This is a genomic window from Streptomyces sp. NPDC086777 (assembly GCF_040702065.1).
GTDB lineage: Bacteria > Actinomycetota > Actinomycetes > Streptomycetales > Streptomycetaceae > Streptomyces.
This window is the reverse complement of record NZ_JBFBJI010000033.1, coordinates 38,207-64,570: the sequence shown is the minus strand read 5'-3', so window position 1 is coordinate 64,570 and position 26,364 is coordinate 38,207. Positions and strand designations below refer to the sequence as shown.

Genomic DNA, 26,364 nt, shown 5'->3' with positions numbered 1-26,364 from the left:
TCCCTGGTGGGGGCACCCGACGACGTGTGCCCCCACCCTCTTTGGAGGAGTTCCCGTGGCCATCTCGGTCTTCGACCTGTTCTCGATCGGCATCGGCCCGTCGAGCTCCCACACCGTCGGCCCGATGCGCGCGGCCCGGATGTTCGCCCGCCGCCTGCGCAACGAGGACCTGCTGCCCTCCGTCACCTCCATACGCGCCGAGCTGTTCGGCTCCCTCGGCGCGACCGGCCACGGCCACGGCACCCCGAAGGCGGTGCTGCTGGGCCTGGAGGGCGCCTCGCCGCGCACGGTGGACGTGGAGACCGCCGACGACCGCATCGAGACGATCAGGACCACCGGACGTCTGTCGTTGCTGGGCGACCACGAGATCCCGTTCTCCTTCGACGACGACCTCAAGCTCCACCGCCGCAAGGCGCTGCCCTACCACGCGAACGGCATGACGCTCTGGGCGTACGACGCGTCCGGGGCCGAGCTCCTCTCCAAGACGTACTACTCGGTCGGCGGCGGGTTCGTCGTCGACGAGGACGCGGTCGGCGCGGACCGCATCGTGCTGGACGACACGGTCCTGAAGTACCCCTTCCGCACGGGCGACGAGCTGCTGCGTCTGACGAAGGACACCGGTCTGTCGATCTCCGCGCTGATGCTGGAGAACGAGCGGGCCTGGCGCACCGAGGAGGAGATCCGCGCGGGCCTGCTGGACATCTGGCGGGTGATGCAGGCGTGCGTCTCCCGCGGCATGTCCCGCGAGGGCATCCTGCCGGGCGGGCTCCGGGTGAAACGCCGCGCCGCCGTGACCGCCCGCCAACTGCGCGCCGAGGGCGACCCGCTGGCGCACGCGATGGAGTGGATCACCCTCTACGCGATGGCCGTGAACGAGGAGAACGCGGCCGGCGGCCGCGTGGTCACCGCCCCCACGAACGGCGCGGCGGGCATCATCCCGGCGGTCCTGCACTACTACATCAACTTCGTCCCGGGCGCCGACGAGGACGGCGTGGTCCGCTTCCTCCTCGCCGCCGGCGCGATCGGCATGCTCTTCAAGGAAAACGCGTCCATCTCCGGCGCCGAGGTCGGCTGCCAGGGCGAGGTCGGCTCGGCCTGCTCGATGGCGGCGGGCGCGCTCGCCGAGGTCCTCGGCGGCTCCCCCGAGCAGGTCGAGAACGCGGCCGAGATCGGCATGGAGCACAACCTCGGCCTCACCTGCGACCCGGTCGGCGGCCTGGTCCAGATCCCCTGCATCGAGCGCAACGGCATGGCCGCGGTCAAGGCGGTCACCGCGGCCCGCATGGCCATGCGCGGCGACGGCTCCCACAAGGTGTCCCTCGACAAGGTCATCAAGACCATGAAGGACACCGGCGCCGACATGAGCGTCAAGTACAAGGAGACGGCCCGGGGCGGGCTCGCGGTGAACATCATCGAGTGCTGAGGTAACAGCCGTCCTCGAACGGTTCCTCTGCCGCCCGGCCTCATCGCCCCTGGGCCGGGAGCACTTCGTCCTCAAGGGCGGCCTGCCGCTCGCCCGGTTCGGCGCACGTCGAACGACCCGCGACATCGACACCCTCGGCCGCTCGCCCCCAGGCACAGAAACCGAGATCATCGGCAGGGTCGCGGCCATCGCAGATCCGAGGAGGACGAGGCCGACCACGTTCGACGACCGACATGACGGACCCCGCCAGGGCACGCCATACGATATCGCTTCTCATGCAAATCTGATATCATTTGGTGGCTCTGATCACGCGAGGAGGCCAGTATGGCGAGGACAGTAATCGACCTCGACGAGACCATGGTCGCCGAGGCCATGCGCATCTTCGGCACCAAGACAAAAGCCCAGGCCGTACGCCTCGCCATGGAGGACGCCGTCAAACGGCACCTGCGGCAGGAGGGCTTCGACGCCATGGACGCCGGCGACTTCGACTTCAGCGAGATCGTCGAGAGCACCGGCCCTCGGAACGCCGACGGAACCCTTAAGCGCGAAGGTGGCCGAGCCGCCTGATGCAGGACCGCTACCTGATCGACAAGTCCGCTCTGGCGCGCTGGACAAAACCCGGCGTCAGAGAGGTACTCAAGCCCCTCCACGAGCGCTACTTGCTCTCGGTCTGCCAACCCACCGAATACGAGATGATCCACTCGGCCCGGGACACCGCCGAGGCAACGCGAATCAGTACCTGGCTGCGCGCCTTCGACTACCTGCACAGTGACGACCACACCTTCACTCGCGCCCTGGAGGTCCAGCGCCACGCTCTCAACGCAGGCTTCCACCGGGCACTGTCACTCCCCGACCTTCTCATCGCCGCCACAGCGGAGCTGAACCGGCTGACCGTACTCCACTACGACGGCGACTTCGACATGATCGCCTCCCTCACCGGCCAACCCACCGAGTGGGTCGTACCACCAGGCATCGCCGACCGCTGAACGGTACTGAGACCGCAATTGAGACCACTGACTCCTACAGGGAGCGTGCCGGCCTCGACATCGGGATCGCGTGAGTACGGGAGGCCCGGAAACCATCACCAGCCTGAACAGCCTCGCATACGCCTGTCTGACCGCCGGACGCCCCGTCCAGGCAGCGCAGGACCTCGAAACGGCCCTGGCGCGGTGCGAGGAGGTCGACGGCGAGGCGCACCCGGAGACCATTGCCATCCGCGCGAACCTCGGCCGCGCCTACCGGGACGCCGGGTACCCGGCCCGTTCGCTTCCACTGTTGGAGACCGGCACCTCTTCTCCGCCGCCGCCCGACTCGTGAACACCGGACGCGGCCGCTGGCTCCGCTTCACCACCCGATGGCCCTGGACCGACGTCATCGCCCACGCGTTCGACAGACTGCATACCCTGCCGAACCCCGGCTGACCAGCAACGTCGAACGTCCCGACAACCCGCATCATCCCACCGGCGAAGTGGAACCCGGCGCCCACCCGACACGAGAGCCGGGCCCTCAGCCTGCCCCAACCCCGAAAAGCTCCCACCACGCAGACGCAACGGCCCCGTCAGCAGGCTGCCGGGGACTCATGAACGATCGAGGGCAACCGCCCCCTCGGGCCCGCCCCCACGGCGGGCCGATCCGGCGAAGATCAAAAGTCTGCGGGAAGATCAAATGCTGACCGCAGGATGTCCACCAATCGCTTATGGCGTTCGCCCGAAATCAGAAGATTATTCCGTGAAGGGTGCATTTGACCAGCATCCTCGAGCTTGCCGTCCTCGCAGCCGCCAGTTACAGCACTACGCAGCTGGTCGTCCACAACTCGATCCAGCAGGCGTCCGCTGGCACACCCAGCACGCAGGCGGGCGAGTAGGAGCGATACCGAGACCTGCGGCTTGGCGGCGGACTCATCGACACCAGCGCATGGTTCATTGCCATGGGGGCGTCGGCGTACCGTCCGGGTCCAGGCCGTACGGCCACCGCTTTTCGAGTCTTTCACGCATCCGGATCAAGAGGGAGTGGGTATCGAGGTCGCCGTGGTTCTTGGCCAGCCGAACGAGGTTTTCGACGCCGCCCCAGTCCAGGGCCTCTTCTCTGGCCAGGAGATACAGGGCGCCGCGATCACCTTGGTCGGCGGCCTGCCGGTAGAGGCTTTCGGCGCCTTCGCGGTCCCCGGCCCTCTCCCGGATCTCTGTCAGGCGGGCCAGGGCGCCACGGTCGCCGAGGTCCGCGGCGTGCCGGTAGAGGGTTTCGGCGCTTTCGAGGTCCCCGGCCTTCGCCCGTATCTCGGCCAGGCGGTACAGGGCACTGGGGTATTTGTTGGCGGCCTGCCAGGCCAGAGCCTCGGCACCTTTGCGGTCCCCGGCCTCTTCGTGCCACCAGATCAGTTGGATTAGGGCGCCGTCGTAATCGCCTTTCTCTGCGGCCTGCTGGTAGAGGGTTTCGGCGCCTTCGCGGTCTCCGGACCTCACCCGCATATCGGCCAGGCGGGCCAGAGCCCTGAGATCGCCGCGATCAGCGGCCTGCTGGGCCAGAGTTTCGGCGCTCTGGCGGTCCCCGGCCTTCTCCCGGATCTCTGCCAGATGGGAGAGGGAGCCGGGGTGCCCGCGGTCGGCGGCCTGTTGGTAGAGGGTTTCCACACCTTCGCGGTCTCCGGCCTTCTCCCGGATCTGTGCCAGGTGGTAGAGGGCGCCGGGGTGCCCGCGGTCGGCGGCCTGCTGGTAGAGGGTTTCGGCGCCTTCGCGGTTTCCGGATCTCACCCGCATATCGGCCAGGCGGGCCAGAACCCTGAGATCGCCGCGATCAGCGGCCTGCTGGGCCAGAGTTTCGGCGCCCTGGCGGTCCCCGGCCTTCTCCCGGATCTCTGTCAGGCGGTAGAGCGCACCGGGGTGCCCGCAGTCGGCGGCCCGCTGGAAGAGGGGTTCCACGCCCTGGCGGGCCCCGGATCTCCCCTGCATGTCGGCCAGACGGTACAAGGCGTGGGGGTCGCCGCGGTCGGCGGCCTGCTGGAAGAAGGATTCGGCGCTCTGGCCGTCCCCGGCCTTCTCCCGGATCTGTGCCAGGCGGTAGAGGGCACCGGGGTACCCATGGACGGCGGCCTGCTGCGCCAGGGTCTCGGCGCCCTTACGGTCCCCGGATCTCTCCTGAATCTCGGTCAAGCGGACCCAGGCGCCGGGGTGTCCGTGGTCGGCGGCGCGGTGCCGGAGGTAGTGGGCCCATTGGAGGCGGTGCCGGTCTTCGGCTTCTTGGGCGAGGCTGTTGAGGGCATGAGGGTCGGTGAGGTGGGTGTGGGCCGCGTGCCAGAAAGAGGCGGGCGGGCACAGGCGTCGACGGCTTTTGCGGCCATGCTGTTCGAGGTAGTCGGCCAGCCGGAACACCGGCCCCGGCGAGGGAATGGCGGTGGCCAGCGGTGGGCTCCCAGCTGGGTGGCGCCGAGGGCGGGGGGTAGTACGGCGCAGCGGGGCTTGCTTGCCGTGGACCAGATGGGCGAGTTGGGCGAAGACCTGCTCCGCCCAGTCGGGAGCGAGCTGGTCGTACTCGTTGTCGGTCAGGTAGTCGATCGCGGCGTCGGTCAGAAAGGCCTGGGGAATGTGCAGGCCCACACCGAGCCGGCGTGCATCCATCGCTGCTTCCAGCACGGCCTTGGAGGCTGGGGTTCCGTGCTCATAGCGACGCAGGAGTTCCGGCGCTCCAGCCAGATCCTGAGTCACCCGCCCGTCAGCCCGAGCACGGGTGAGAGCGCCGGCCAACAACCCGTCGCCAGCCTCGGCGAGGACGTCCGCCGTGGCCAGGGCAGAGGAGTCGAAGGCGTCGGGAATCGTCAGGGTGTGGTCAGTGAGCAGTTCCCTCACCCTGCTGTGCGGGTCCGGTAGGCCAGGTACTGGCAGGGCCGTGTATTCGGCGGCGTACTCCGGCCACAGTGTCCCAAGTACCAGCACCGGCCCGCGCTCCGGCTGGATGAGCAGCGAATGGATGGCGGCCGCAATCCGCTCACCGGAAGGCCCGTCGCCGAAGTAGTGCTGGGCCTCATTCAGCCATACCACTGTGCGCGGACGGACGCGGTGCAGGTCTTCCAGCGCGGCTTCGGCACGGGTGGGGTCGAAGGGATGCCACAGCCGCCATCCCTTCCCGGCGAGTGGCTGAACGGCCTCCCAGCACGCCCGGGTCTTCCCCGTCGAGGAGGAACCGACCAGGACCTTCATCCGGCTCAGGCCTTCGCCTGCTTGCCGTACCACATCGGACAGCACCTGGTCGTGCTCTCGGCGCACGTAACCCGGTAGCACCCTCTGCTCGGGCGAACCGGAACCGGCTTGCTGCGCTGAGGGACCGGCCGGATGGACTTCCAGAGCGTGCGGCTCCCACTCGCTGATCGGTCTGCCCGGTCCCTCGCCGGAGGTAACCGCGTGCGGGCCCGCAGCAGACATAGCGGTCTGCCGCAGCTCCAGCAACTCGTGCACCGGGAGTTTCAGTGCCTTTGCCAGAGCCGCGAGAGTCTCCAACGACGGCAATGGTTCGCTGTCCTGGAAGGCCTCCGACACCGTCGTTCGCCCCAGTCCCGTCTTCCGAGCGAGTTCGGTCTTGTTCAGCCGAGCTCGGGCAAGCCCTGTCTCCAGCCTTCTACACAATTCGGACAGCGCCGGATTCGGATCGCCCTGCTCGTGCATGAGCTCGCTCCCTGGCAGCGGTGTTGTTCGCCGGTGTTCATCTTCGTCCCGGCGAACCCCGGCGCACACCGATTCCGCGACCTTCGACCACGTCAACCCCTCAACCTGCCCAGGGAGTCTGCCGTGAAGATCGCCGTCGTACTGCTCACCACCGCCCTGATCATTGTGATCGCGGTTCTCGCTGGCGCTGGCGCTGCCAAACTCGCCCGCATGGATGGCGCCACTCGCCCCACTGCTCTCAAACAGGCGGCCACCACGTTCGCCGCCGTTATCACCCTCGCCGCCGCCGTAACCGCCGCCCTCGCCGCTCTCGTCACCTGAATTGGCAACCTGCGCACAAGCCACCAAGTGACCTGTCGGTGCTGATGACACAGGCCGGGATCCACGGCCTGCCTGGACCAATACGCATCAAGCGGCTGCGTGGCATCGTCACCGCCGACGACCTGGTCAACCGGAAGTTCCACCGGTTGCGTCCCGACGAGCTGTGGGTCACCGACATCACGCAGCATCGCACCAGGGAAGGATGGGTCTACTGCGCGGCGGTTCTGGATGCGTTCAGCCGCAGGATCGTGGGCTGGTCCATCGACTCACGGCAGGACTCCACCCTCGTGGTCAACGCGCTGGACATGGCCATCCGCAACCGCCGTCCCAAGCCGGGCGGGATCGTTCACGCTGATCACGGCACCCAGTTCACGTCCTGGGTCTTCGGGCAACGGATCCGCTCCGCCGGCCTCCTGCCGTCGTTCGGCACCGTCTGGGACGGCCTGGACAACGCGATGACGGAGTCGTTCTGGTCTTCGATGCAGATCGAGTTGCTCAACCGCGAGCGCTGGAAGACCCGGGTCGAACTGGCCGACGCGATCTTCGAGTTCATCGAGATCTTCTACAACCGCCGGAGACGACATTCAGCACTGGGCTACCGCACCCCGATCGAGTACGAACCACTCTCCGCACAAGACACCACCCACGCAGCCAGTTAGCCACTGCAGCTGGAACCCAAACCGTGGGGCAGGTCAAGATGTCACCCGATCGTGCGGCAGACCCTTGCCATGGACGCGTGGCTGGAGAACCGCCGCCTGGCCGAAAGTCCCCGAGAAGTCCCCAGTGGCCGAGTGGATCAAGAGAATCCCGGAGAACCAGCAGGCCAGCGGGCTCGTCGCGTCCGGCGCCGCCTTGTCCGTCAAGTACAAGGAGACGGCCCAAGGCGGGCTCGCGGTGAACATCATCGAGTGCTAGGGGGATGGGCCCTGAGCAGCGCTTTCGCTTCTTTCGGCGCTGTCGGGGCCTTCCCTGATCACACGGGGGAAAGTCCCTGAGTAGGCCAGAACGAAGGTCGGACACCTGTGCCACTGGAGGGTCGACTTGGGCCGCCGCTCTTGTCGAGCCGGGGAAGAACCAACGGCGTTGACGGCGTCGTGGATCCTCCCGTCGCGTTGCCGCACAGCACGGTCACCCCAGTCCAGCTGTGGTGACCTGCGTCGTACCCGGATGCAACACGGGTGGGAACGGCTCAGCGGGGCATGGCGGAGCGGTCTTCTGGCACCGCGGAAGCGCTCTGGACCGTCGCAGGAGCCCCCGTCTCGTGGAGGTGGGCCGTTGGAGTGCGGTCGATCCGCAGGCTGAGCAGTTCCGGGCGGCTGTAGTGGCCGCGCGCATCCATCAGACGCTTACGCTGGTCGATCAGCGCGAAGTCCAGGTCGGCTATGACCTCACCCTCGCCGGACGTCAGCGGCTTGCCGACGATGCGTCCTTCGGGATCGACGATTGCGGTGAAGAAGCCGCCGGAAAGCGCCGGGCCGCCGGTGTCCTCGGCGATTCGCCCCACCTGGTCGTTGTCGAGCCAGGCGGTTGCGCAGACGACGAAACAAGCCGCTTCCAGTGCGTGCTGGCGAATGTTGACCTCGATCTGCTCGGCGAACAGCCGGCCGCCGAAGGCCCCTGGATACATCGCCGCGTGGATCTGCTCACTGTCGGCGATCAGCGCGTAACGTGCCAACGGCTGGTAGTGCTCCCAACAGGCGAGCTGGCCGACACGACCGACGGCGCTGTCCACCGCGCGCAGGCCGGAAGCGTCGCCCTGACCCCAGACCAGCCGCTCGTGATAGGTCGGCGTGATCTTGCGGCGGCGCTGGATCAGCGTGCCATCCGCGTCGAACAGCAGCTGCGTGTTGTAGATGGTGCCGCCGTCACGCTCGTTGACACCGATCGAGACGACCATGTGAGCCTCCCTCGCGGCCTCGGCGATCGCTTCGGTCTCGGCGGACGGCACGGCCACCGACTCTTCGAGCAGGCGCAACGGCTCCTTTGCCATGGCGTAGGGGGCCTGCACGAAAGAGAAGTACGGGTAGTAGGGCACGACGGCCTCGGGGAAGACCGCGTACTGGACGCCCTTCGTTCCCAACTCGCGGATCTTCTGAACGACCCTTTCAACAGTGCCCGCGCGACTGTAGAGCACGGGGCTGATCTGGACTGCGGCAGCTTTTACGACGGTCATCGCGCGGTTCCTTTTCGAAATACGGGGTCATGACTGGCGGAGGTGCCTGCGCCTGTCGGTGCGTCAGGGCTCGGCACGATGCCGATGGCTGAGCGATGGTGCTGCGGGGAGCGGCATGGAACGACCACGACCGCGGCGGACGTCTCTGCCGCGGCAACGGACTGCGGAGGAGCACAGGGCCGAGTCGCAGCGAGCCGTGGATCTCGCGGGGTGCCGGGGTGAAAGGGCGACGGGCACGGCTGGATCGAAGCCGGGGCCGGAAGACCGGCCTACTGGAACAGCTGAGGGTTGTTCTCGGCGAAATCACGAACATCAAGGGCCGGTCTGCCGAGGATGGTCTCGATATCCGTGGAGATCCGGTCGTATCGGTTTTCGCGATGCAGTCGGGCCATGGTCGTCACATGCTCGATGAGATGGTCCGGAAGTTTCACTGCTGCCAGGCTTTGAGCCCACTCTTCGGGGGGCACGTCCACGTAGGTGGCGGGACGGCCCGCGGCCTTGGCGAACTGCTCCGCGACACCGTTCATGTCCCTGGACACCGGTCCGGTGAGTTCGTACACCCGGCCAAGATGAGATCTGGGCTCGGCGAGAACGGTGACCACTACGTCTGCGACGTCGCTCGTGGCGACCGGCGAGGTGCGTCCGGAGCCGAACGGCAAATGGACGGTGATCCTCTGCGGAGTCGACTGGATCGCGAACTGGAACAGGGGGTTTTCCATGAAAATGGTGGGCCTGACCTGAACGACCGGGAGGCCCGACCAGGAGAGGATCCGTTCGCTCAGCAGGTGGAGGCGCTGCTGATGTGACTCCGAGGTGCTCGTGATCGTCATCTGCGAGACAGTCATCTGCGACATGTTGACGAGGACCTCCAGGGCCCCGTGCTCGCGTGCGGCAGCGGCAACTGCCGTTGTCGCCTCCAAATAGGAGCTGGAGACGCTCATCCCGAGGTAGATCCGGTGGCAGCCCTCCAGCGCACGGAAAACGTCCGCTGTCTGGGTGAGGTCACCTACGACCACCTCGGCGCCTGTTGCGCGGAGAGTGTCGGCACGCTCGTCGTCTTTCCTGACCAGCGCACGGGTCGGCAGTCCCCGACGCCGCAAGCGCTCGACGACCTTTCTCCCCACGGATCCGGCGTTTCCGGCTCCGGTCACCAGAATCAGTTTCTCCGGCATCCTGTTTCCTTTCGACATGCGCCTCAGGGTGAGGGCAAGCGTTCTGAATTCTTCGTGTCTGCGGCCGGCTGCATGACGCCCCCGTGCCCGGGGTCTGCCAGGCCGGGATCACTCGTCGTGGATCAGCAGACGGGCCACGGCCTCTGGCTCGTCCCACTGGAGCCAGTGGCGGGCTTGTACGGACCGGAGCCGTGCGTTCGGAAAGAGTCCGGCCAGGTGCTCGGCGACTCCGCTGTTGAGGTAGGGGTCGTTCGCCCCGAAGATGATGTCCACGGGGATCTGGAGGTCTCCGGTCTTGCCTGTTGCGACGAGCTCGCTGGTGATCGCGAGGTCGGTGAACAGCCGTGCCGTCCACGCGCGGATCGCATCGAGGGCGTCCGGCTGCCCTTCGCTCCCGAAGAACACGGGGACGATGACCCGGTCACGGATGTCGTCGGCCGGTCCGTACCCGAACCGGGTGGCGGTGTAGCCCAGCAGCCACTGCCGCTGCGCGAGATCGGCGAAGAGCGCGTCGGTGAGCGGAACGAGGTCCGGGTCGCCCATCAGGCGGATCATCTCGGGGAATCTCAACGTCGGCGATTCTCCGAAGTAGCAGTTGAACAGGACGAGGCGCTCGACTCGGTCCGGATGGGCCAGGGCGTACTCGACGGCGACCGGGCCTCCGGCGTCGTGCCCCACCAGGATGACCTTCCCGAGTCCCAGCTGGTCGATGACGGCCTCGGTCTCGGCGAGCCGCTGACCGTCCGCGACCGGCGAGTTCCGCACCCGCTCGGACTGTCCGTAGCCGAGGAAGTCGAAGCTCACCGATCGGTGAGGGTGCAGCTGCGCGATGAGCTTGTCGTAGACGGTCGAGTCGTCGGGGTATCCGTGCAGGAACACGAAGGGCGTGCCGTGTCCCGGGTGGTCCTTGGCATGGAGGTAGCCGTGCCGGGTGGAGACCCGCTGTTCCACTGCTGCGGACGGTTGCATGATTCGCTCCTTGGTGGTGGGCCGGACTGCGCTGCCGACTGTCGCCGCCCTGGTCAGGACTGGGCAGACGGACGGCGGGTGGCGGCCCACCGTCCTGGACGTGTCACATGCTGGTGAAAGGCCGGGCGAGGTGTCGCCGCGTGTCAGCTGTGCCTGGCAGCGGCCGTGATCAGGTCGGTGACGGCTCCGGGCCTGGCGACCATGGACAGGTGGGGTGCGTTCACCCTGACGATGTGCGAGCCGGCACGGTCGGCCATGACCTGTTGCTCCGCAGGAGGGATGACCTTGTCGGCGGTGCCGATCAGCGCCCAGGAGGAGAGGGTCTTCCAGGCCGGTTCGCCCGAGGGGTCGGACAGTGCGCTGCCCGCCAGCGGGCGCTGTCCGGCGGCCAGAACGGCCGCCTTGTCGTGGTCGACACCGCCGGCGAAGATCTGCGGGAAGAGTCCGGGCTTCACGTACAGGTCGACGTTGCCTCCGCCGTTGGGGATGGTGACGGTGTTGAAGACGGTGCTGGGATCCTCCACGGCCAGTGCCGATCCCGGCTTGGCGGCACTGAGCTGTCCTGCGGTCTCCCCGTTGTCGGGGATGAAGGCGTCCACGTAGACGAGCGACTCGACGTTGTCGATTCCCACAGCTGCGTTGGTGATGACCTCGCCGCCGTAGGAGTGGCCGACGAGGACGATCGGTCCTTTGACCGTCTGAAGGAAGGCGTGCAGGTTGGCCGAATCGGTGGCGAGGCCGCGCAGGGTGTTCGGCGGAACGTCCACGGTGTAGCCCTGGTGCTGCAGACGCTCGGTGACACCGGCCCAGCTGGAGCCGTCTGCCCAGGCCCCGTGAACGAGAACGATCGTCGGCTTGGCTTCGGGGGATTGCGTGGCCGTGGCCGCGGGCGCACTGGCGAGCAGGCCGGTGGCACCGGCGACGGCCGCGACGGCCACCGCGAATCTACTGGTGGTGTTGATGGTTCTTCTCCTCAGATGTGGCATCTGGCGTGGCGGAACGGGCATGCGGTCTGACCCGGTCCTCGGGAGGCCGGGTGATTGCGGGGCGGTCCTAGGGCAGGTCTGAACGTGAGTGGGTCAGCCAGTTGTTCGCTCAATGGCGTCCAGGACCCTGCCTGGTGCTGGGCGGAGTGCCGTCGCACGTACCTGCGCCGGCACTGATGACGTACGGGCGAGGCCGTGTGACGACTGGGGACTTGCTGCCGTCGGCGCTTCAGGCCCGGCTGACGTGGATAGTGCTGGGTTGCAGCAGGCCTAGAACCCTTGCCCCTTGAGCCACTTCAGGGCGAGGGCTGCGACATCGGGCCAGCCGTGGTCGATGGTGAGCGAGTGGCCCCGGTCCGGGAATTCCTCGATGTCGGTGACCGCCGCGGAATGACGGTATTGCTTGAGTGTCGCCTTGGTGATCGCTTCCGGGACGGTGTGGTCCTGACCGCCCATGATCAGCAGCAGCGGCCCGCGCCGCTCGTTGCCGGTGTCCACCTTGAGAGGTGAGTGCGGCACGAAGTTCATGACGGATGCCTCGAACAACGGCTTGGCCGGCCCCGGGATGCTCCACCGTTCGTGAAGCTCGTCGGACTCCTGCTCGGTCAGCGCGTTGCCGAAGCCGTAACGGAACTGCTCAGCCGTCAACGACACCGCCTTGTGCAGGTTGGCCGGATTCCTCAGGCCCGGGAACGCGCTGCGCAGCGCCGCGACGGGCACCGGCAGCACGCCCTTGATCTGCGCGGCGTCGACGGCCACGGCTGCCGCCCCCAGATTCATCCCGAGGAGCTTCTCGGCGACCGTCCCACCGAAGGAGTGCCCCACGAGGATGGGGAGAGTGTCCAGCCCTGTGATGAAGGTCCTGTAGTGCTCGACGATGTCGTCGAAGCCCTTCCCGGCAAGGCCGTCCGGCGCGGCGCGCGTCCCCTCGACGGTGGGGGCGTCACCCGGCCAGCCCGGCGCGACAGGCGCGTACCCGGCGTCCTCGAAGACCTTCATCCACGGCGCCCACGACGAGCCGTGCACCCACAAGCCGTGAATGAAGACAACTGGTATTCGCGGGGTATCCATTTGGTTCTCCCTCTGGGAAACGAACTGGCACGCTGATCTGATGATTGATCGGGCGCGTGGGCGACGGGTCGACGCTCACGGCACGGCGCTGGGAGGTGTGGGCGCAACGACCGTTTCGACTCGTCCGGTGGCCACGTCGTAGACGAGCCCGGAAACGAGGAACGCGCTCCGGTTGATCTCACGCAGGGCTACGTCGACATCCACGCGGACGGAGCCGAACGGGTCGCTGACCGACTTGTTCCGCAGTCCGTCGGGCGCGACCTCGAAGTAGGCGGCCAGGAGGTCGGGGTAGGCGGCGAGATCGGTCATTCCGCAGTCGGTGTGGTGGAGGATGACGAGGTTCCAGTCACCTGGCTGTTTGCCGTCAGGGTTCGCCAGGCCGACCTTCCTGAGCATGGCCATCGTGCTCAGCGTCGCGGGCGTGATGCGTCCTCCGACATTCCGGATGACTGCCGCTTCGCCTTGGCCGAGGCCAAGTACGTGGGCGGGGTCCACCCGTGGATCGACGCAGCCCACGATCATGAGGTTGCCGCTCGGGTTGATGCTCAAGCCGGTCTTGTAGCGGTCGGCAGCGAACGTCGCGTTTCGCTCGGTCAGATCGTGCATGTCTGTCATGGCGCCGCCTTCCGGAGAGCCGGATCGTGCTGGGACCGTGGCCGGCTCTGTCGAGGCCACCCGTCCCTGGGCAGGAATCAGGGTGCGGCGACGGTCTCCACGGTGCCGCTGGTGACGTCGTAGACGAGGCCCGAGACCCGTACACCCGCCAGCCGGTTGTCGGAGCGGAGCGTGGCGACGTCGCGGGTGACAGCTGCACGGGGGTCGCCGACGTGCAGCTCGTCCAGCTCTTCCTCGTCGACTCCGAAGAAATCGGAGAGGACTTCCGGCTGTTCTTCGAGCCGGGTGATGCCGCAGTCCGTGTGGTGAAGGACGATGAACTCCCAGCCGGGACCGATGTCACCGCCGAAAGCCTGCGTCACCTTGCGCAGCATCATCAGTTCCATGAGCAATTCGGGGGTGACGCGTCCTCCGACGTTGCGGAGCGTCGCGATCTCACCGGCCTTTGCTCCGAGTACCTCGTTCGGGTCGACGCGGGGATCGACGCAACCGATGACGATCGTCTTCAGTGACGGCATCAGGCGCAGTCCGGGAGTGAAGTGCCCGGCCGCGAAATCCGCGTTCCTGGCAGTCAGGGTTTCTACTACGTTCATGGCTCGCTCCTCGGGGATACGGAGTTTCGGTTTCTGGACGGGGGACATGACCGCGGCCGCTGCGGTGACAACGGTCCTCAAATTGCCCGGCCACTCTTTGCCGGTAGAAGACTTCTGAGAGTTGCCGCTGCTATGACCAGCACGATGACCGTGGCAAGTCCGAGCGCGGTCCAGGCCAGTGCCTCCCAGCCGGCGAACGCTGAAGTTCGGCACCAGCGAATTATGTAGTTGGCGGATACTGAGGCTGGGAAGGTGAAGTTCCAGAAGCCAAGTCCGAACGCGAGTTTCCGATACTTGGGCAGCAGGAAGACCTGCACCATCAGCGTCATCAGGAAGATCCCGAGGAACGTGGCCTGGAGCGTTCCCGCAGGACCCGGGTACGCGGCGAAGGCCGCGACGCCCCCTGTGGCGGGTGGGGCCAGGAGGACTGACAGGGCCGGCGTGGCAGCATATGGCAGGGGACCTGCGGTGATGAGGCGTGCCGTGATGACGCCGCCGATGATGACCCAGAAGAAGATGCCCGCTCCCAGCGCTGCTCGCGCTGCGGTCTGAGCGTGCACGGTCGACAGTCCGATACTGGCCACGAAGGGCCCGGCGACCAGCGGAAGGAAGTAGCCGGGATGAAGCTGGTCGAAACTCGTCCGCCCGGTCAGCCAATGGGCGAACAGTTGGCCCGCCACGACGGACAGCGCAAATACGAGCAGCCAGCAGATCATTCGCGCCGCATCAAACGAGACGTACTGTTCGAAATGCATGGTCAGCAAGATACCGACAACGGGGAGGAAAGCTGCTGACGCCCCGTCGACGGGGTGTTCACGGTCGGCCCGGAATGCCCCACGATCCCTGACGCGTTCTCCGACGTACACGACCGTGAATGCCAGCCAGCACACGCCACTCACCGAGAACAGGACGCCGTCCACCCATTCGGGAGCATTCAGCGCCGTTGGCGCCGCCGTCCATGCTCCTCCCAGTCCCGCGAGACCGAGGGGGATGGCGAAGTAGTTGAGACTCACCCGGTACGCCGGTCGGGCTGTAGCTGTCTTGCTCATGGGGCCTGGCCAATGCTGGAATTGCCGACGCGAAAGTCTCATGTCGCTGACGACCGTCAGTGACACCGCGCGGGCGGGTCTCGAATGACTGCGAGGCAGACTTCAGCCCGCTCGCATGAGCACTCCCGCCAGTGCCTTGGGCTCGTCCCACTGCACCCAGTGGCGTGCCTCGATGGAGTGCCGCTGAGCGTTCGGGAACAGACCTGCGAGGTGCTGCGCGACGCCGGTGTTCAGGTACGGATCGTTCGTGCCGAACACCACGTCGACAGGGCAGGGCAGGGTCGCCAACTTGCCCGACGCGATCACTTCATTGGTGAGGGCGACGTCCCGGAACAGTCGACCCGTCCATGCCCGGATGGCTTCGAGTGAGTCGGGCTGTGCTGCGCTGCCGAAGAACTGGGGGATGATCGACATCTCACGGATGTCGTCCGTCGGGGCATAGCCGAACTGCCGAGCGGTGTGCTCCAGGAGCCACTTCCGTTGCGCGGGGTCCTGCATGAGCGCATCGGCGAGCGGGACCAGATGCGGATCGCCCAGAAGCCGGATCATTTCGGGGAACCGCAGGGTGGGTGACTCGCCGAAGTAGCAGTTGAGGAGCACCAGACGGGCCACTCGGTCAGGATGGGCCGCGGCGTACTCAATGGCCACCGGACCGCCGGCGTCATGACCTACGATGACAACCTTTTCGAGGTTCAGCTGATCGATGACCGCCGCGGTCTCCTTGAGTCTCTGTCCCTCCAGGACGCCCGCGCCGTGGACGCGCTCGGATTGCCCGTAGCCGACGTAGTCGAAGGTGACCACGCGCCGGGGTTGCAGCTCGGGGACCAGCTTGTCGTAGATGGCCGAGTCGTCGGGGAACCCGTGCAGGAGGACGAACGGGTCCCGGCCGCCGGGGAAGTCCCGCACGGCCAGGGACCCGAACGGGGTCGCTACCTTGTGCTGAACGTACGTCGGCGTTGTCATGGCTTCTCCTCGCTGAACGTCCATGTGCCACCACCACCCGCTGCGCCTTCCGAGACGAGCCGGTGCCGTCGGGATTTCTTCGGGGCCCCCATTGCTGGTCCGGAGCCACCTGCGTCGTGCGGGAGCGATGGCCGGCTGCACCGTGCGGGTGCGACCGTCCCCGCGTACCGCGCGCGTGGCGACGGACGGCCCGGCGCGTTCGCGTCTCGCGTCCGTGGAAGGGGGCCCATTCGCGGCGTTCATGTGAGGAAGTCGAGGAGCGCCGCGTTGACCTGCTCTGCGTGAGTCCAGATGACCGCGTGGGGACCGCCGTCGATCACGATATGCCCGGCGAAGTTGGTCATGGATCCGGGTAGCCGGTTGCCGGTATGTTCCGGCGGCAGGACACGGTCCTGGTCGCCCTGTATGACCAGGACGGGAACGTCGATCTTCGGCAGGTCCGCACGGAAGTCCGTCAGCCAGGCGGGAATGCACTCGACACTGGCAATCGCCGAGGCCGTGGTGGCTGTGTTCCAACTTGCCCTGAACCGTTCTTCGCTGACCAGCGAGCCGGCGTAGACGTCGTAGTTGTAGAACTCCGACAGGAAACCCGTCATGAACGCCGGCCGGTCGCTGCCGGCCGCAGCCGCGAACCCGTCGAAGAGCTCCTTGTCCAGACCCCCGGCGTTGTCGTCCGTCCTGAGCAGGAAGGGGGGCAGGGGCGCGAGCAGAGCCGCCTTCGCCACTCGGGCCGAACCGTATGTACCCAGGTAGCGTGTGACCTCACCGGTACCCATCGAGAAACCCACGAGCACGACGCCGCGCAGGTCCAGCTCGGTGAGCAGGACGTCGAGGTCCGCGGCGAACGTGTCGTAGTCATAGCCGAAGCCCGGCTGACTCGACTTGCCGAAACCACGCCGGTCGTACGCGATCACGCGGTAGCCGGCCGCCAGGAGCGCCGCCTCCTGCTTCTCCCACGACCGCCCGTCCAACGGGTAACCGTGGATCAGGACGACAGGAGTCCCGCTGCCGTGATCTTCGTAGTAGAGCTCGATCGCCCTGGAGTTCTCTTCACCTACAGCGACAAAGGGCATGAGCGGGTCTCCTTCCATCGTTTCTGCGCGCGGGCATCAGCACGTGATCATTGTGACCAGCGACTTCCGGCCAGAACAGCTCCACCGGGCTTCCGTGCACGGCTTACACAGAACGATGCAGGGTTTGAGCATGGACACATGCGCTAAGATTTTTCATTTCTGCACAGGGTGCGCCACTCGCGCGGTGACATTCCATAGGCCGTGCGAAAGATCCGACTGAAACTGGACATGTCGCTGAATCCCCAGCGTCGCGCCACGGTTTCGATCGTGCTGGACCGGGAGCCCGTGCTGCTCAATTCCGCCCGGCACTCTTCGAGACGATGCGTGCGAATCCAGTCCGCGAGAGAGATACCGTTCGCTGCCAGGATCTTGTAGAGATGCCGGAGCGAGATGTGATGCTCCGCTGCCACTTGCGCGGCATTCAGGCCGGGCTCGGACAGATGCGCTCGCACGTACTCCAGAATCCTGACCAGCAGGGTCTCCTGAAGAGACGCATTTGTAATCTGTGTGGCATCGATGTGGGTGGCGATGACGGCTCGCAGAAGATCGATGCTGGGCTGTCCTACCGCCTCGGCGCTCGTTCCCTGGAAATCTGCATGCCCTGTCGCAAGACGCCGCAGGTGGTCGGCGGTCAGTTGAGTGATCGGGTGGCCGGGACTGAGGACGGTCGCAGAGTTCTTGCTGAAGACTGCCGGGCTCAATGCGAGCCGTCCGACGGGAATCCGGAAGAAGTGCTGTCGGATTCCCTTGGCGTCCTCGACTCGATAGGGTTCGGTGGACTCGTAGAAAATAAGGTCACCGGGCCGGAGGGTGGCTTGCCTGTCCTGCTGGATCACGGTACTGAAGCCGTGTATCTGAAGGCCGACAAAGATGGCGGGCTCCAGATCGTCCTTGGTGAAACTCCCAGTTCTTTCAACGCTTCTCGCGTTCGAACGCACAGTTGCCACGGTCAGTGGCCCAAGGGTCGATGTGGTCCCGCCGGCCTCTACGGATTTACCTTGGTCCGGGAAACTGATGTCGACTTTACCGGTGAGGTTGGCTATCACCTCGCGGACTGCATCACCCCGCTCCCTCGCAGAGATGTCGCGGATATCCCATCTTCGTGTCATCGTCGCGCCGCCTTTGCTACCTGCAAGCAGAGGGTTTCTGCCCTCCGAACCATCTCGACGAGTGTGCGGGAAAACCGGGCACCCGAAGGCCATGAATGAAAACAACAGGTATCCGCCGGCATTCCATGGGTCTCTCCACTTGGGAATGTACCGGGCACCGCCGACGGCCACCTCGCCCGGTCTCAGGCAGCAGCGGTCAGCCGGTGCGTGGTACCGCTGCTGTTGGGAACCCAGGCATCAGCGAATTCCGCTGCCAGGGTGTGCTGGGCACGCCAGCCCGTGCAGTGCCCGGGGGCAATCAGCGTCGGCGCAATGTCCTTCAGTGCAGCGACAGTGGGGGCGATGACCGGCTCGAACGCCGGGCCGGCAAGATGCAGTCCGCCGATCACGGCGTGGACCTGCTGCACTTCGGTCAGCCGTCTTGCCTGGCGAAGGATATTGATCAGGCCGGCATGACCGCATCCTGTCAGGACCACCAGGCCGTGCCCTCGCAGGTTCACCACGAGTGCTTGATCGTCGATCACAAGAGGGTCTTTCTCCCACCGGGTCCCGTTCCAGGCTTGGTGCGCCGATGGCATACCGAGTTCGAATTCGGTGGTGCGGTCCACTTCCCCGGTGATCAGGACGCTTCCGTCCACCAGCAGTGACGGTTCACGTCGCTCGATGACATCGAATCCTTCCCCTGTCAGGGCACGTTTGCTGAGGGTCGGGAATTCGCCCGCGCCGCCATGGGGGACTGCCATCCTCCGGCGGGCCCAGGCGTGTGGATGGATCACCATGGGCATGCCGCTACGTCCGAGTCTGCTTTTGAGTCCGGCCAGTCCGCCGGCGTGATCGAAGTGTCCGTGACTCAGTACGACTCCGTGGACGGACTTCAGGTGAATGCCGAGCCGGTCCGCGTTGTCGACCATTGCATGCGGCGAAAGACCGGCGTCGAACAGCAGGGAGGTCTCTCGTTCGCCCCGGCGAACAGTCACCAGGGCGGAGAATCCATGCTCGGCCATCAGGCCGACCGATGTCGATCCGCTTTCGAACTGGTCGGCACGGACGTCGACGGATCCGAACCCGAATCGCGCAGTCCTCGTGTCTCCTGTGAGTAGTGCGTCGAATACGTTGTCTACCAGGACAGTGACTCGCACCTCGTCGACCGGTGCAAGGGGAATAGGATCTACGGCCTTTCCGTCGGCTGGCCTCGGCGCAGACTCCTCGACCTCCACCGCACTCGCGTTCTTCGCGTCACACATGATTCTCCGATCGGGACTCGCTGCGCTGGAGGATCACAGCAGACTTCATTCCGTGGGACGGTGGATACATGGGATTCGCTGCGTCCGGTCCCTGCTCGCCTCTGGGCGCGGTGTCATGGATACCCGGAGGTCAGAATCGGCCCTGGACGTGGCCCGCCTCGAACAGCGGCCCAGCACTCCGGACATAGGGCCGCCACTTGTCCGTGGTCCATTTCGACCGGGTGGACGAAGCAGGCGGGACCGGACGTCCGCCAGGACGGTGTCGACGCCCTCAGGTCCCGCGGGCCGCTGGCTACGACATCCACGCCGGCTTCGGCCGGCTTGCGGGATCGAGCATCCGCCGTGTGCGCCAGGGACCGGACCCGTTGCCCACGCTCAAGAAGCAGCTCAACCGTGCGCTGTCCAGTCCCACCGATTGCGCCTGTGACAACGAGGATGCCGCTGGATGACATGGCATGCCGCCTTGAGCGGATGGACGGTCCCGGAGGACTGGGATCACGACCCGAACAGTTTGATTTTGAGACCGTGAGGTCACGCTACCGCTGGACGGTTTGGATCGCAAACCGTGGCTTGATATTCTGAATCGTGGCTCAGTCCCCGATGGTCCCAGGAAGGCCCTGTTCGGTAGCGGCGACGCTTCAACTGGTAGGCGACCGCTGGTCGTTGCTGGCCGCACGCGAGGTCCTCTTCGGGAATCGGCGGTTCAGTCAGATCGCCCGCAACACGGGCGCCCCACGTGACAGGCTGGCTGCCCGGCTCAAGTCCTTGGTCGCGGACGGCATCCTTGAGAAGCGGGAGTACCAGGCCACGCGGTTCGAGTATCACCTCACGGACGCGGGCAAGGAGCTTCTCGGCGTGCTCGCCAACCTCATGGCCTGGGGTGACCGCTGGGTGGTCGATGAACCGCCCATGGTTCTGGAGCACCACGGGCACCAGATCCAGCCGGTCACCGTGTGCGGTGTCTGCGGGCAGGCAGTCAGCGAAGAAGATCTTCACTTGGTGTCTCGCGCGCCCGGATGGACGGTTGGCGGCCCTGCTGCCCAGGCGGACGTGAAGCCGTCCTGACACGCTCCTCCCCTATGGGCCGACGCCGCGCCCTCGTGTGACACTCCCATCCCCGTTTCGCTCCCCGCCATGCAAAACGTCCTTCCTGTGTGCTGGGATCTCGCTCGGGGACCGAATCCGCACCACCGTCCGCAGGGGGGCGGGACGAGCCGGCCCGGCCGGCGTCCGGCGTCAGCGCCGCCATGGCGATCGCGCGCCGCTGGAGATTCACCGACGCGTCCGGCCTCGGATTCCCCCGGCGAGTGCTCCCTGCGTCATCGGCACCTACCACTCCAGCATTTCCGAGTTTACGCAGACAGCGGGCGAGTATGTAGAGCCGGCCGCGAGCCGCATCTCTTCCCCGATATCAGCCGGGGCAGCGAACGGCGTAGGTAATCGCACGCCCAAAATTCCCAGTAAGAACAGCGACAGGAACGGCTTTGCTGCTGCCGTCCGACCCTGCCGCAGCTGAGCCATTCGTCTTTCAGTGCACAGTTCTGTGCACAAGGTGCACCACCACTTTTTCCGCTGGTTGTCCGACCATCCGTTCTGCATCGTTGATTTCTTGTACGTCACAACACACCAGGAGTAGTGCACCATGGCCAATACGGAGAGAGCACCGGTCTCGGGCAGCCAGACCGTGCCCGTGAACGGATCTCAAGACATGGGGTCCGCGGACAACCAGCGGGCCCGTTGGGTACTGGCCCTCGGCAGCCTCGGTGCGTTCGTGGTCTTCCTCGACACCACGATCGTGAACATCGCATTCGAGACGATCAACCACAGCTTCAACACCACGACCGGACATCTGGCATGGGTCCTGAACGCGTACAGCGTGGTGTTCGCGGCTGTCCTCATCCCCGGAGGCCGGGTCGCCGACCGGTACGGGCGCAAGCAGACCTTCATGGTGGGGATCATCGGCTTCGCACTGATGAGCGCCTTGTGCGGACTCGCCCCGAACGCCGCAGTGTTGATCACAGCTCGAGCCCTGCAGGCGGTCTTCGCCGCGCTCGTCGTGCCGTCCTCCCTGGCGCTCGTCCTCCACGAATTTCACGCCGCCCGACGCCATGTCGCCATAGGCGTATGGGGGGCGATGGCCGCCGCGGCGGCGGCGGTCGGGCCTACCCTCGGCGCGCTGCTCACCGAATACGCCTCGTGGCGTTGGATCTTCTTGGTCAACATCCCGATCGCGGCGGTCATTATTACGCTCGGCAAACGACTGCTGCGTGAGTCCCGCGACGTGCATGCGTCTGGTGTCCCGGACCCTCTCGGGTCGGTCCTTGTCGCTGCGATTCCCGCGCTTCTCAGCTACTCCATCATTGAGGGGCCGTCTCGCGGATGGTCCAATTCATGGGTGGTGGCCGGTTTCGTCGGGGCGGCCCTCGCGCTTCCCGTCTTCCTGTGGCGGACGTCGAAGTCCGCTCGTCCGGTACTGGACCTTGCTCTTTTCAAAGAGCGCCAGTTCACGGAAATGAATGCCGCTACGCTGCTGTTCTCGACAGCCTTCTTCGGGCTGCTGCTGGGCAACCTGATATTTCTCCAGACGGAGTGGCACTACTCCGTACTGCGTGCGGCGTTGGCCAGCGCCGCGGGGCCGGTCGTCGTCACCCTCATCGCCCGCTCGACCACGAAGCTCGCCAGCGTTGTCGGGCACCGTCCCGTGCTGCTCGCGGGATCGCTCACCTGGGCTCTTGGCTGCCTCGGGTTCGCCTTGTCCGTGAACGGTTCTCCGCAGTGGGTCGCCCATTGGCTGCCCTGGACCCTCCTCACCGGCCTGGGTATCGGCCTCACCCTGCCCGTCCAGTCCGCCGCTGCCGTCGCGAAACTGCCCCCGGCTCAGTTCGCCATCGGCTCTGCAATCAACTCCAGCTTCAGGCAACTCGGGGCTGTCCTGGGAATCAGCATCTTCGTCGCACTTCTGGGCCCTTCTGGTCTGGTCCCCCGAGTAGCCAATTTCCACCACATCTGGTGGGTTTTTGCGGTGCTCGGTCTCGCCGCCGGAATAGTCCAGGTGCTTCCCCCCTGGCGGCGAAACCCAGGCATTTCGAACTCCGAAGCCTCTGCCACCCTCCGCGGACCAACCCAAGCGTGACCACGAACACAGCTGCGGGGCATGGGGGAACACGGTGCCGCGCGAGGTCGAGCCGGCGCGGCACTCTCCTTGGGTGCCAGCGGCTGGTGAACGGGGCCAGAAGTACCGCGAACGGTCCGTTTTCGTCGGCGAGTTCGTCGTAGGTGCCCACGTCCGACGGCAGCCCGAGTGGGCCATCAGGGGACGCCCCTGCTTCTCACTTCCCGAAGGGCGCAGGACCCGCGACGCCCCCCCCGGCGCCCAGCCTCGCCGCACGGGCACGCGAGCACTTCCGTCCCGACCCTCCGGCCACCGCAAGTCCCGGTGAAGTCCCCAGCGGCCGAACGGATCAAGAAAATCCCGGAGAACCAGTTGGTCGGGGTGCGGGGGTCATGTGTGCGCATCGCCGTGTGCCCGGTCCAGTACGGCTGCCCAGCCGGCCGCGGCTGGCCGGTCGCCCAGGGTGCGTGCCTCGGTCAGACGACGGGTGCCGGGGGTGACTGCCACAGCCGTGGTGACTGCGGTGATTGCCGTGATTGTCCTGGCTGCCGTGGCTGTTGTGATCGCTGTGCTGTCCTGCCCTCCACCTCGGTGTCAGGCCGGGCTGGTCCATGGCGCCCGCCGGGGTGCGGTCGGCCGGGGTCACCGTGCGGTGGCGAGGGACCGACCGGACGGCCTCGGGATGCGCGAGGAGAGGCGCGGGGGCGGGGGCGGGATTCATGGTTCCTCCGGTGGTCGGCCGAGCCGGGGTGACGGCAGGGCGGGACGGTGGTGGCACGGCGGGGCACGGATGTCCCGTCGTGCCGCCAACAACGCGGTGTCCGGACCGCGTTGGGGATGTCTGATGGTGACCGGGACAACGACCGGCGGGCCCGGCTCGAACACGCGTGTTTGAGTCGGATCCCCGGCCGCGGGAATCCGGGGTTCGCGTCTCACCGACCGCCCGCCACCGCGCCTCCCGGGCCACGGGACATGGCCGAAACGCCGCGGGGGGATACGCGAGTGGTCCATGGGGCGGATGAGGAAGCCGACGCGGCCCGCGTTCGCCGGCGGGTGCCGGTCAGCCCGCGGTCAGCCACGCGCGCGTGCCGAACGAGGCGCACGCGCGGGAGGCCACCGTCGCGGCCCGTGCCAGGGCTCGGGCGAAGGCCGGCCCGTCGAGGGGGCCGGGGCCGCTCAGGTGGTGGGCGAGGGCACCGTGCAGGACGTCTCCCGCGCCCAGCGTGTCCACCACGCGGGTCTCCGGAACGCCGACCAGGCCACCGGCGCCGGGGCCCGCCCACACGATCGGTGCCGCGCCGCCGGTGACCGCCGCCCAGGTCACCCCGTGGTCCCGGAGGAAGTCCAGGGTCTCGGCGGGCGTGGCGGTACCCGGCGGGTGGAAGTCCGCCGAGCACACGGCGACGTCGGTCGACGCCAGCAGCCGCTCCGTGCCGTCCTTCCAGCTGCCGCCGTCGAGCAGGGTGGGCCGGCCGGCCGCGCGGGCGGCGCGCGCGACCTGGACGGCCAGGTCCATGTGGTGCCCGTCGAACTCGGCGACGTCGCACGACGCCACCAGTTCCGCCAGGTCGGCGGGGGCCCGCAGCCGGTGCCCGGTCGCGTTCGTCGAGGCGACCGCGCGCTCTCCGGTCGACTCGGTGACCAGGATCGAGGAGACCGCGGGCGGCCGCACGTGGTCGACGGCGAGGTCCGTGACCCGCACGCCGAGCGCGTCGAGGTCCGCCCGGACGCCGAGCGCCAGTGGATGGGAACCGAGGCCCGTGAGCAGCCGGGGCCGTCCGCCCAGCCGGCCGAAGGCCACCGCCGCGCCCGTGGCCGGACCGCCCGCCGCCACCACCTGGTCACGGGCCGTCAGTTTCTGGTCCGGCCCCGGCACCCGGTCCACCAGCTGGATGACGTCGAGCGTGCACAGCCCCACGAAGAGGCCCGCGGGCCGCCGCCCCGCCCTCGGATCCGTCCGCACCAGCGCCTCCTCCGGCCTCGGCCCGCGGCCAGCGTACGTGCGGCCTCGTGAGTCCTGGGGGAGTTCCGGAGGCCGATGTTCCCCCAGGGGCTACCGATCAGTAACCGGATGCTTCTACGCTGCCGCCAACTCACCATCAACCCAAAGGAGTTGGGTCATGCGTGTACTGAGACGGCTGGCGGCGGTCGTGGGTGCCGGGGCCCTGTTCGTGATGGCGGGCTCCGCCGCGCACGCGGACACGGCCACGAACGCGGCGAAGTTCTCCGAGACCACGTCCATCGGCACGCACAACGCCTACGAGAAGGGCAAGTACACCTACTGGGCGCAGGCCATGGACTCCGGGGCCTCGCTGCTGGAGCTGGACGTGTACGTCGACAGCATCAGCAAGCGGTGGCGCGTCAGCCACAGCAACCCGTGGGGCAACGACAACAATTGCGAAAACGCCAACACCCCGGGCCAGTTGTACAGCAAGGCCACCAGCCAGGACCTCGGCAGCTGCCTCGACAACATGGCGGCCTGGGAGCAACTGCACCCGGACCACGCGCCCGTCGTCGTCAAGGTCGAGATGAAGGTCGGGTTCAACCAGACCATCGGCCTCGGGCCCACCGCGTTCGACACGCTCGTCTCGCAGAAGCTCGGCAGCAGCGTGTACAAGCCGGCCGACCTGCTGGGCTCGTCGTACGCCACCCTCGACGCCGCCGCCAAGGCCGACGCCTGGCCCACCCGCGACCAGCTCAAGGGCAAGTTCATCTTCGAACTGATCCCCGGCACGGTGGAGCAGGCCAACCCGTTCGACCACTACTGGACGGACGAGGAGTACGGCGACCATCTGCGCGACCTGTCCGCGGCCGGGAACATCTCCCAGGCCCAGGCCTTCCCCGCGGTGCTGGGCGCCGCGAACGGGGATCCCCGGACCAGCAGGTACGACGCTTCCATCCGGCCCTGGTTCGTGTTCTTCGACGGCGACGCGGCGACGTACGTGAACAACGGCTACGACACGTCGTTCTACGCCACGAACCACTACATCCTGATCATGACGGACGCCTACAACGTCTCACCGGCGATCTCCTCGACCGCTCCGACGGACGCCGAGGTGGCGGCCCGGCTGGCACTGCTCGCCGCCGACCATGCCAGCATCATCACCTCGGACTGGTCGACCAAGTCGGCGGCCGTGCTCAGCGAGGTGGCGGCCCGCGGCTGACAATTCACGCGCGCACGCGGATCGCTCACGGCGTGGCGGGGCATACGACATACGCAGTTGCAATTCGTGTCACCCCACTGGCACCAGGGAGTCACCGCACATGCTGCACGGAATCGACGTGAGCGCCTACCAGTCCTCCAGCTACGACACGGACGGCCTCTCCTTCGTCTTCATCAAGGCGACGGAGGGGCGTTCGTACGTCAACCCCAGACTCACCGCCCAGGCCAAGACCGGTCGCGACGCCGGACTGGTCGTCGGCTACTACCACTTCCTGTGGCCCGGCAACCTCACCGCCCAGGCCGAGTACTTCGTCCAGCACGCCCCCGAGCGGGCGGGTGAGATCCTTGCCGTCGACTGGGAGACCACCGGCGACGGCACCCACGCCAGCAACGCCGAGAAGGACTCCTTCATCCGCAAGGTGAAGGCACTCCGGCCCGGCTACCGGGTGGTGCTCTACACCAACCGGAACTTCTGGCTCACCATCGACACCACCTCGTACGCCGGCGACGGCCTCTGGATCGCCGACTACGTCAGCGCGGGCCACCCCCGCATCAAGGCCGACTGGGTCTTCCACCAGTACAGCAGCGATCCGCACGACAAGGACGTCGCGGACTTCGCCAGCAAGGCCGCCCTCAAGGCCTGGGCGGCGAAGCAGGATTGAGCGACGGCGCC

24 protein-coding genes and 2 pseudogenes are annotated in these 26,364 nt (G+C 66.8%); 12 read left to right on the top strand and 14 right to left on the bottom strand.

Features of this window, described 5'->3' with window-relative positions; all coding sequences use genetic code 11:
- The first annotated feature begins 55 nt into the window (after positions 1–55).
- The 5 genes and pseudogenes from AB0472_RS34775 (at position 56) to AB0472_RS34755 (ending at position 2,740) form a co-directional block, all read left to right on the top strand.
- A complete protein-coding gene (locus tag AB0472_RS34775) occupies positions 56–1,423 on the top strand; it encodes an L-serine ammonia-lyase (protein ID WP_366362494.1) in 1,368 nt (455 codons plus the stop codon).
- Between the two features lie 31 nt (positions 1,424–1,454).
- Positions 1,455–1,763 (top strand): annotated as a pseudogene (locus AB0472_RS34770) (nucleotidyl transferase AbiEii/AbiGii toxin family protein); the annotation flags it as partial.
- On the top strand, positions 1,748–1,990 hold the full coding sequence (locus AB0472_RS34765; protein ID WP_366362492.1) for a type II toxin-antitoxin system VapB family antitoxin: 243 nt from the start codon (positions 1,748–1,750) through the stop codon (positions 1,988–1,990). The pseudogene AB0472_RS34770 and the gene AB0472_RS34765, both read left to right, overlap by 16 nt.
- Positions 1,990–2,409: a PIN domain nuclease gene (locus tag AB0472_RS34760; protein WP_350781766.1), complete on the top strand. Its 420-nt coding sequence runs from the start codon at positions 1,990–1,992 to the stop codon at positions 2,407–2,409. The genes AB0472_RS34765 and AB0472_RS34760 overlap by 1 nt, the downstream gene beginning before the upstream one ends.
- 70 nt (positions 2,410–2,479) lie before the next feature.
- Positions 2,480–2,740, top strand: a complete 261-nt coding sequence (locus AB0472_RS34755; protein ID WP_366362490.1) for a tetratricopeptide repeat protein — start codon at positions 2,480–2,482, stop codon at positions 2,738–2,740.
- 602 nt (positions 2,741–3,342) lie between these two features.
- On the opposite strand, the gene AB0472_RS34750 is transcribed toward AB0472_RS34755, so the two are convergent.
- The gene (locus AB0472_RS34750; protein WP_366362488.1) at positions 3,343–6,078 is read right to left on the bottom strand and encodes a helix-turn-helix domain-containing protein; all 2,736 of its coding nucleotides are present in this window, start codon (positions 6,076–6,078) and stop codon (positions 3,343–3,345) included.
- A 123-nt stretch (positions 6,079–6,201) separates the two neighbouring features.
- On the opposite strand from AB0472_RS34750, the gene AB0472_RS34745 reads away from it, so the two are divergent.
- From AB0472_RS34745 to AB0472_RS34735, 3 genes and pseudogenes are all read left to right on the top strand, one after another.
- Positions 6,202–6,399 carry a hypothetical protein gene (locus tag AB0472_RS34745; protein ID WP_366362557.1) on the top strand — a complete coding sequence of 66 codons (198 nt, stop codon included), beginning with the start codon at positions 6,202–6,204 and terminating at the stop codon, positions 6,397–6,399.
- A 32-nt stretch (positions 6,400–6,431) separates the two neighbouring features.
- Positions 6,432–7,058: pseudogene (locus AB0472_RS34740) on the top strand (IS3 family transposase); the annotation flags it as partial.
- Between the two features lie 124 nt (positions 7,059–7,182).
- Positions 7,183–7,314, top strand: a complete 132-nt coding sequence (locus AB0472_RS34735; protein ID WP_366362487.1) for a hypothetical protein — start codon at positions 7,183–7,185, stop codon at positions 7,312–7,314.
- Positions 7,315–7,588: 274 nt separating this feature from the next.
- Here the strand turns inward: AB0472_RS34735 and AB0472_RS34730 are convergent, their stop codons facing one another.
- The 12 genes from AB0472_RS34730 to AB0472_RS34675 all read right to left on the bottom strand — a co-directional run bounded on the left by AB0472_RS34730 (position 7,589) and on the right by AB0472_RS34675 (position 19,416).
- On the bottom strand, positions 7,589–8,572 hold the full coding sequence (locus AB0472_RS34730; RefSeq protein ID WP_366362486.1) for a nitrilase-related carbon-nitrogen hydrolase: 984 nt from the start codon (positions 8,570–8,572) through the stop codon (positions 7,589–7,591).
- 269 nt (positions 8,573–8,841) lie between these two features.
- Positions 8,842–9,744: an NAD(P)H-binding protein gene (locus AB0472_RS34725; RefSeq protein WP_366362484.1), complete on the bottom strand. Its 903-nt coding sequence runs from the start codon at positions 9,742–9,744 to the stop codon at positions 8,842–8,844.
- Between the two features lie 108 nt (positions 9,745–9,852).
- Positions 9,853–10,713 (bottom strand): alpha/beta hydrolase, encoded by an 861-nt coding sequence (locus AB0472_RS34720; protein WP_366362482.1) that lies wholly within the window; start codon positions 10,711–10,713, stop codon positions 9,853–9,855.
- 143 nt (positions 10,714–10,856) lie between these two features.
- Positions 10,857–11,699, bottom strand: coding sequence for an alpha/beta hydrolase (locus tag AB0472_RS34715; RefSeq protein WP_366362480.1), 843 nt, complete (start codon positions 11,697–11,699; stop codon positions 10,857–10,859).
- A gap of 270 nt (positions 11,700–11,969) precedes the next feature.
- On the bottom strand, positions 11,970–12,770 hold the full coding sequence (locus tag AB0472_RS34710) for an alpha/beta hydrolase (protein ID WP_366362478.1): 801 nt from the start codon (positions 12,768–12,770) through the stop codon (positions 11,970–11,972).
- Between the two features lie 75 nt (positions 12,771–12,845).
- On the bottom strand, positions 12,846–13,385 hold the full coding sequence (locus tag AB0472_RS34705; RefSeq protein WP_366362476.1) for a carbonic anhydrase: 540 nt from the start codon (positions 13,383–13,385) through the stop codon (positions 12,846–12,848).
- A gap of 77 nt (positions 13,386–13,462) precedes the next feature.
- Positions 13,463–13,978 carry a carbonic anhydrase gene (locus tag AB0472_RS34700; RefSeq protein WP_366362474.1) on the bottom strand — a complete coding sequence of 172 codons (516 nt, stop codon included), beginning with the start codon at positions 13,976–13,978 and terminating at the stop codon, positions 13,463–13,465.
- A 77-nt stretch (positions 13,979–14,055) separates the two neighbouring features.
- Positions 14,056–15,027: a TDT family transporter gene (locus AB0472_RS34695; protein ID WP_366362473.1), complete on the bottom strand. Its 972-nt coding sequence runs from the start codon at positions 15,025–15,027 to the stop codon at positions 14,056–14,058.
- Between the two features lie 102 nt (positions 15,028–15,129).
- The gene (locus AB0472_RS34690; RefSeq protein WP_366362471.1) at positions 15,130–16,014 is read right to left on the bottom strand and encodes an alpha/beta hydrolase; all 885 of its coding nucleotides are present in this window, start codon (positions 16,012–16,014) and stop codon (positions 15,130–15,132) included.
- A 215-nt stretch (positions 16,015–16,229) separates the two neighbouring features.
- Complete coding sequence (locus AB0472_RS34685; protein ID WP_366362555.1) at positions 16,230–17,063, bottom strand: alpha/beta hydrolase; 834 nt, start codon at positions 17,061–17,063, stop codon at positions 16,230–16,232.
- A 143-nt stretch (positions 17,064–17,206) separates the two neighbouring features.
- Positions 17,207–18,109 (bottom strand): helix-turn-helix domain-containing protein, encoded by a 903-nt coding sequence (locus tag AB0472_RS34680; RefSeq protein ID WP_366362469.1) that lies wholly within the window; start codon positions 18,107–18,109, stop codon positions 17,207–17,209.
- Positions 18,110–18,354: 245 nt separating this feature from the next.
- Positions 18,355–19,416 (bottom strand): MBL fold metallo-hydrolase, encoded by a 1,062-nt coding sequence (locus AB0472_RS34675; RefSeq protein ID WP_366362467.1) that lies wholly within the window; start codon positions 19,414–19,416, stop codon positions 18,355–18,357.
- A gap of 600 nt (positions 19,417–20,016) precedes the next feature.
- On the opposite strand from AB0472_RS34675, the gene AB0472_RS34670 reads away from it, so the two are divergent.
- Together AB0472_RS34670 and AB0472_RS34665 are read left to right on the top strand one after the other, a co-directional pair.
- On the top strand, positions 20,017–20,481 hold the full coding sequence (locus AB0472_RS34670) for a helix-turn-helix domain-containing protein (RefSeq protein WP_366362553.1): 465 nt from the start codon (positions 20,017–20,019) through the stop codon (positions 20,479–20,481).
- Positions 20,482–21,058: 577 nt separating this feature from the next.
- A complete protein-coding gene (locus AB0472_RS34665; protein ID WP_366362465.1) occupies positions 21,059–22,549 on the top strand; it encodes an MFS transporter in 1,491 nt (496 codons plus the stop codon).
- Positions 22,550–23,588: 1,039 nt separating this feature from the next.
- Here the strand turns inward: AB0472_RS34665 and AB0472_RS34660 are convergent.
- Positions 23,589–24,491, bottom strand: coding sequence for a PfkB family carbohydrate kinase (locus AB0472_RS34660; RefSeq protein WP_366362464.1), 903 nt, complete (start codon positions 24,489–24,491; stop codon positions 23,589–23,591).
- Between the two features lie 157 nt (positions 24,492–24,648).
- Between AB0472_RS34660 and AB0472_RS34655 the strand changes: the two genes are divergently transcribed.
- Both AB0472_RS34655 and AB0472_RS34650 read left to right on the top strand, forming a co-directional pair.
- The gene (locus tag AB0472_RS34655; protein WP_366362462.1) at positions 24,649–25,692 is read left to right on the top strand and encodes a phosphatidylinositol-specific phospholipase C domain-containing protein; all 1,044 of its coding nucleotides are present in this window, start codon (positions 24,649–24,651) and stop codon (positions 25,690–25,692) included.
- A 100-nt stretch (positions 25,693–25,792) separates the two neighbouring features.
- On the top strand, positions 25,793–26,353 hold the full coding sequence (locus AB0472_RS34650; protein ID WP_366362460.1) for a glycoside hydrolase family 25 protein: 561 nt from the start codon (positions 25,793–25,795) through the stop codon (positions 26,351–26,353).
- Positions 26,354–26,364 lie beyond the last annotated feature (11 nt).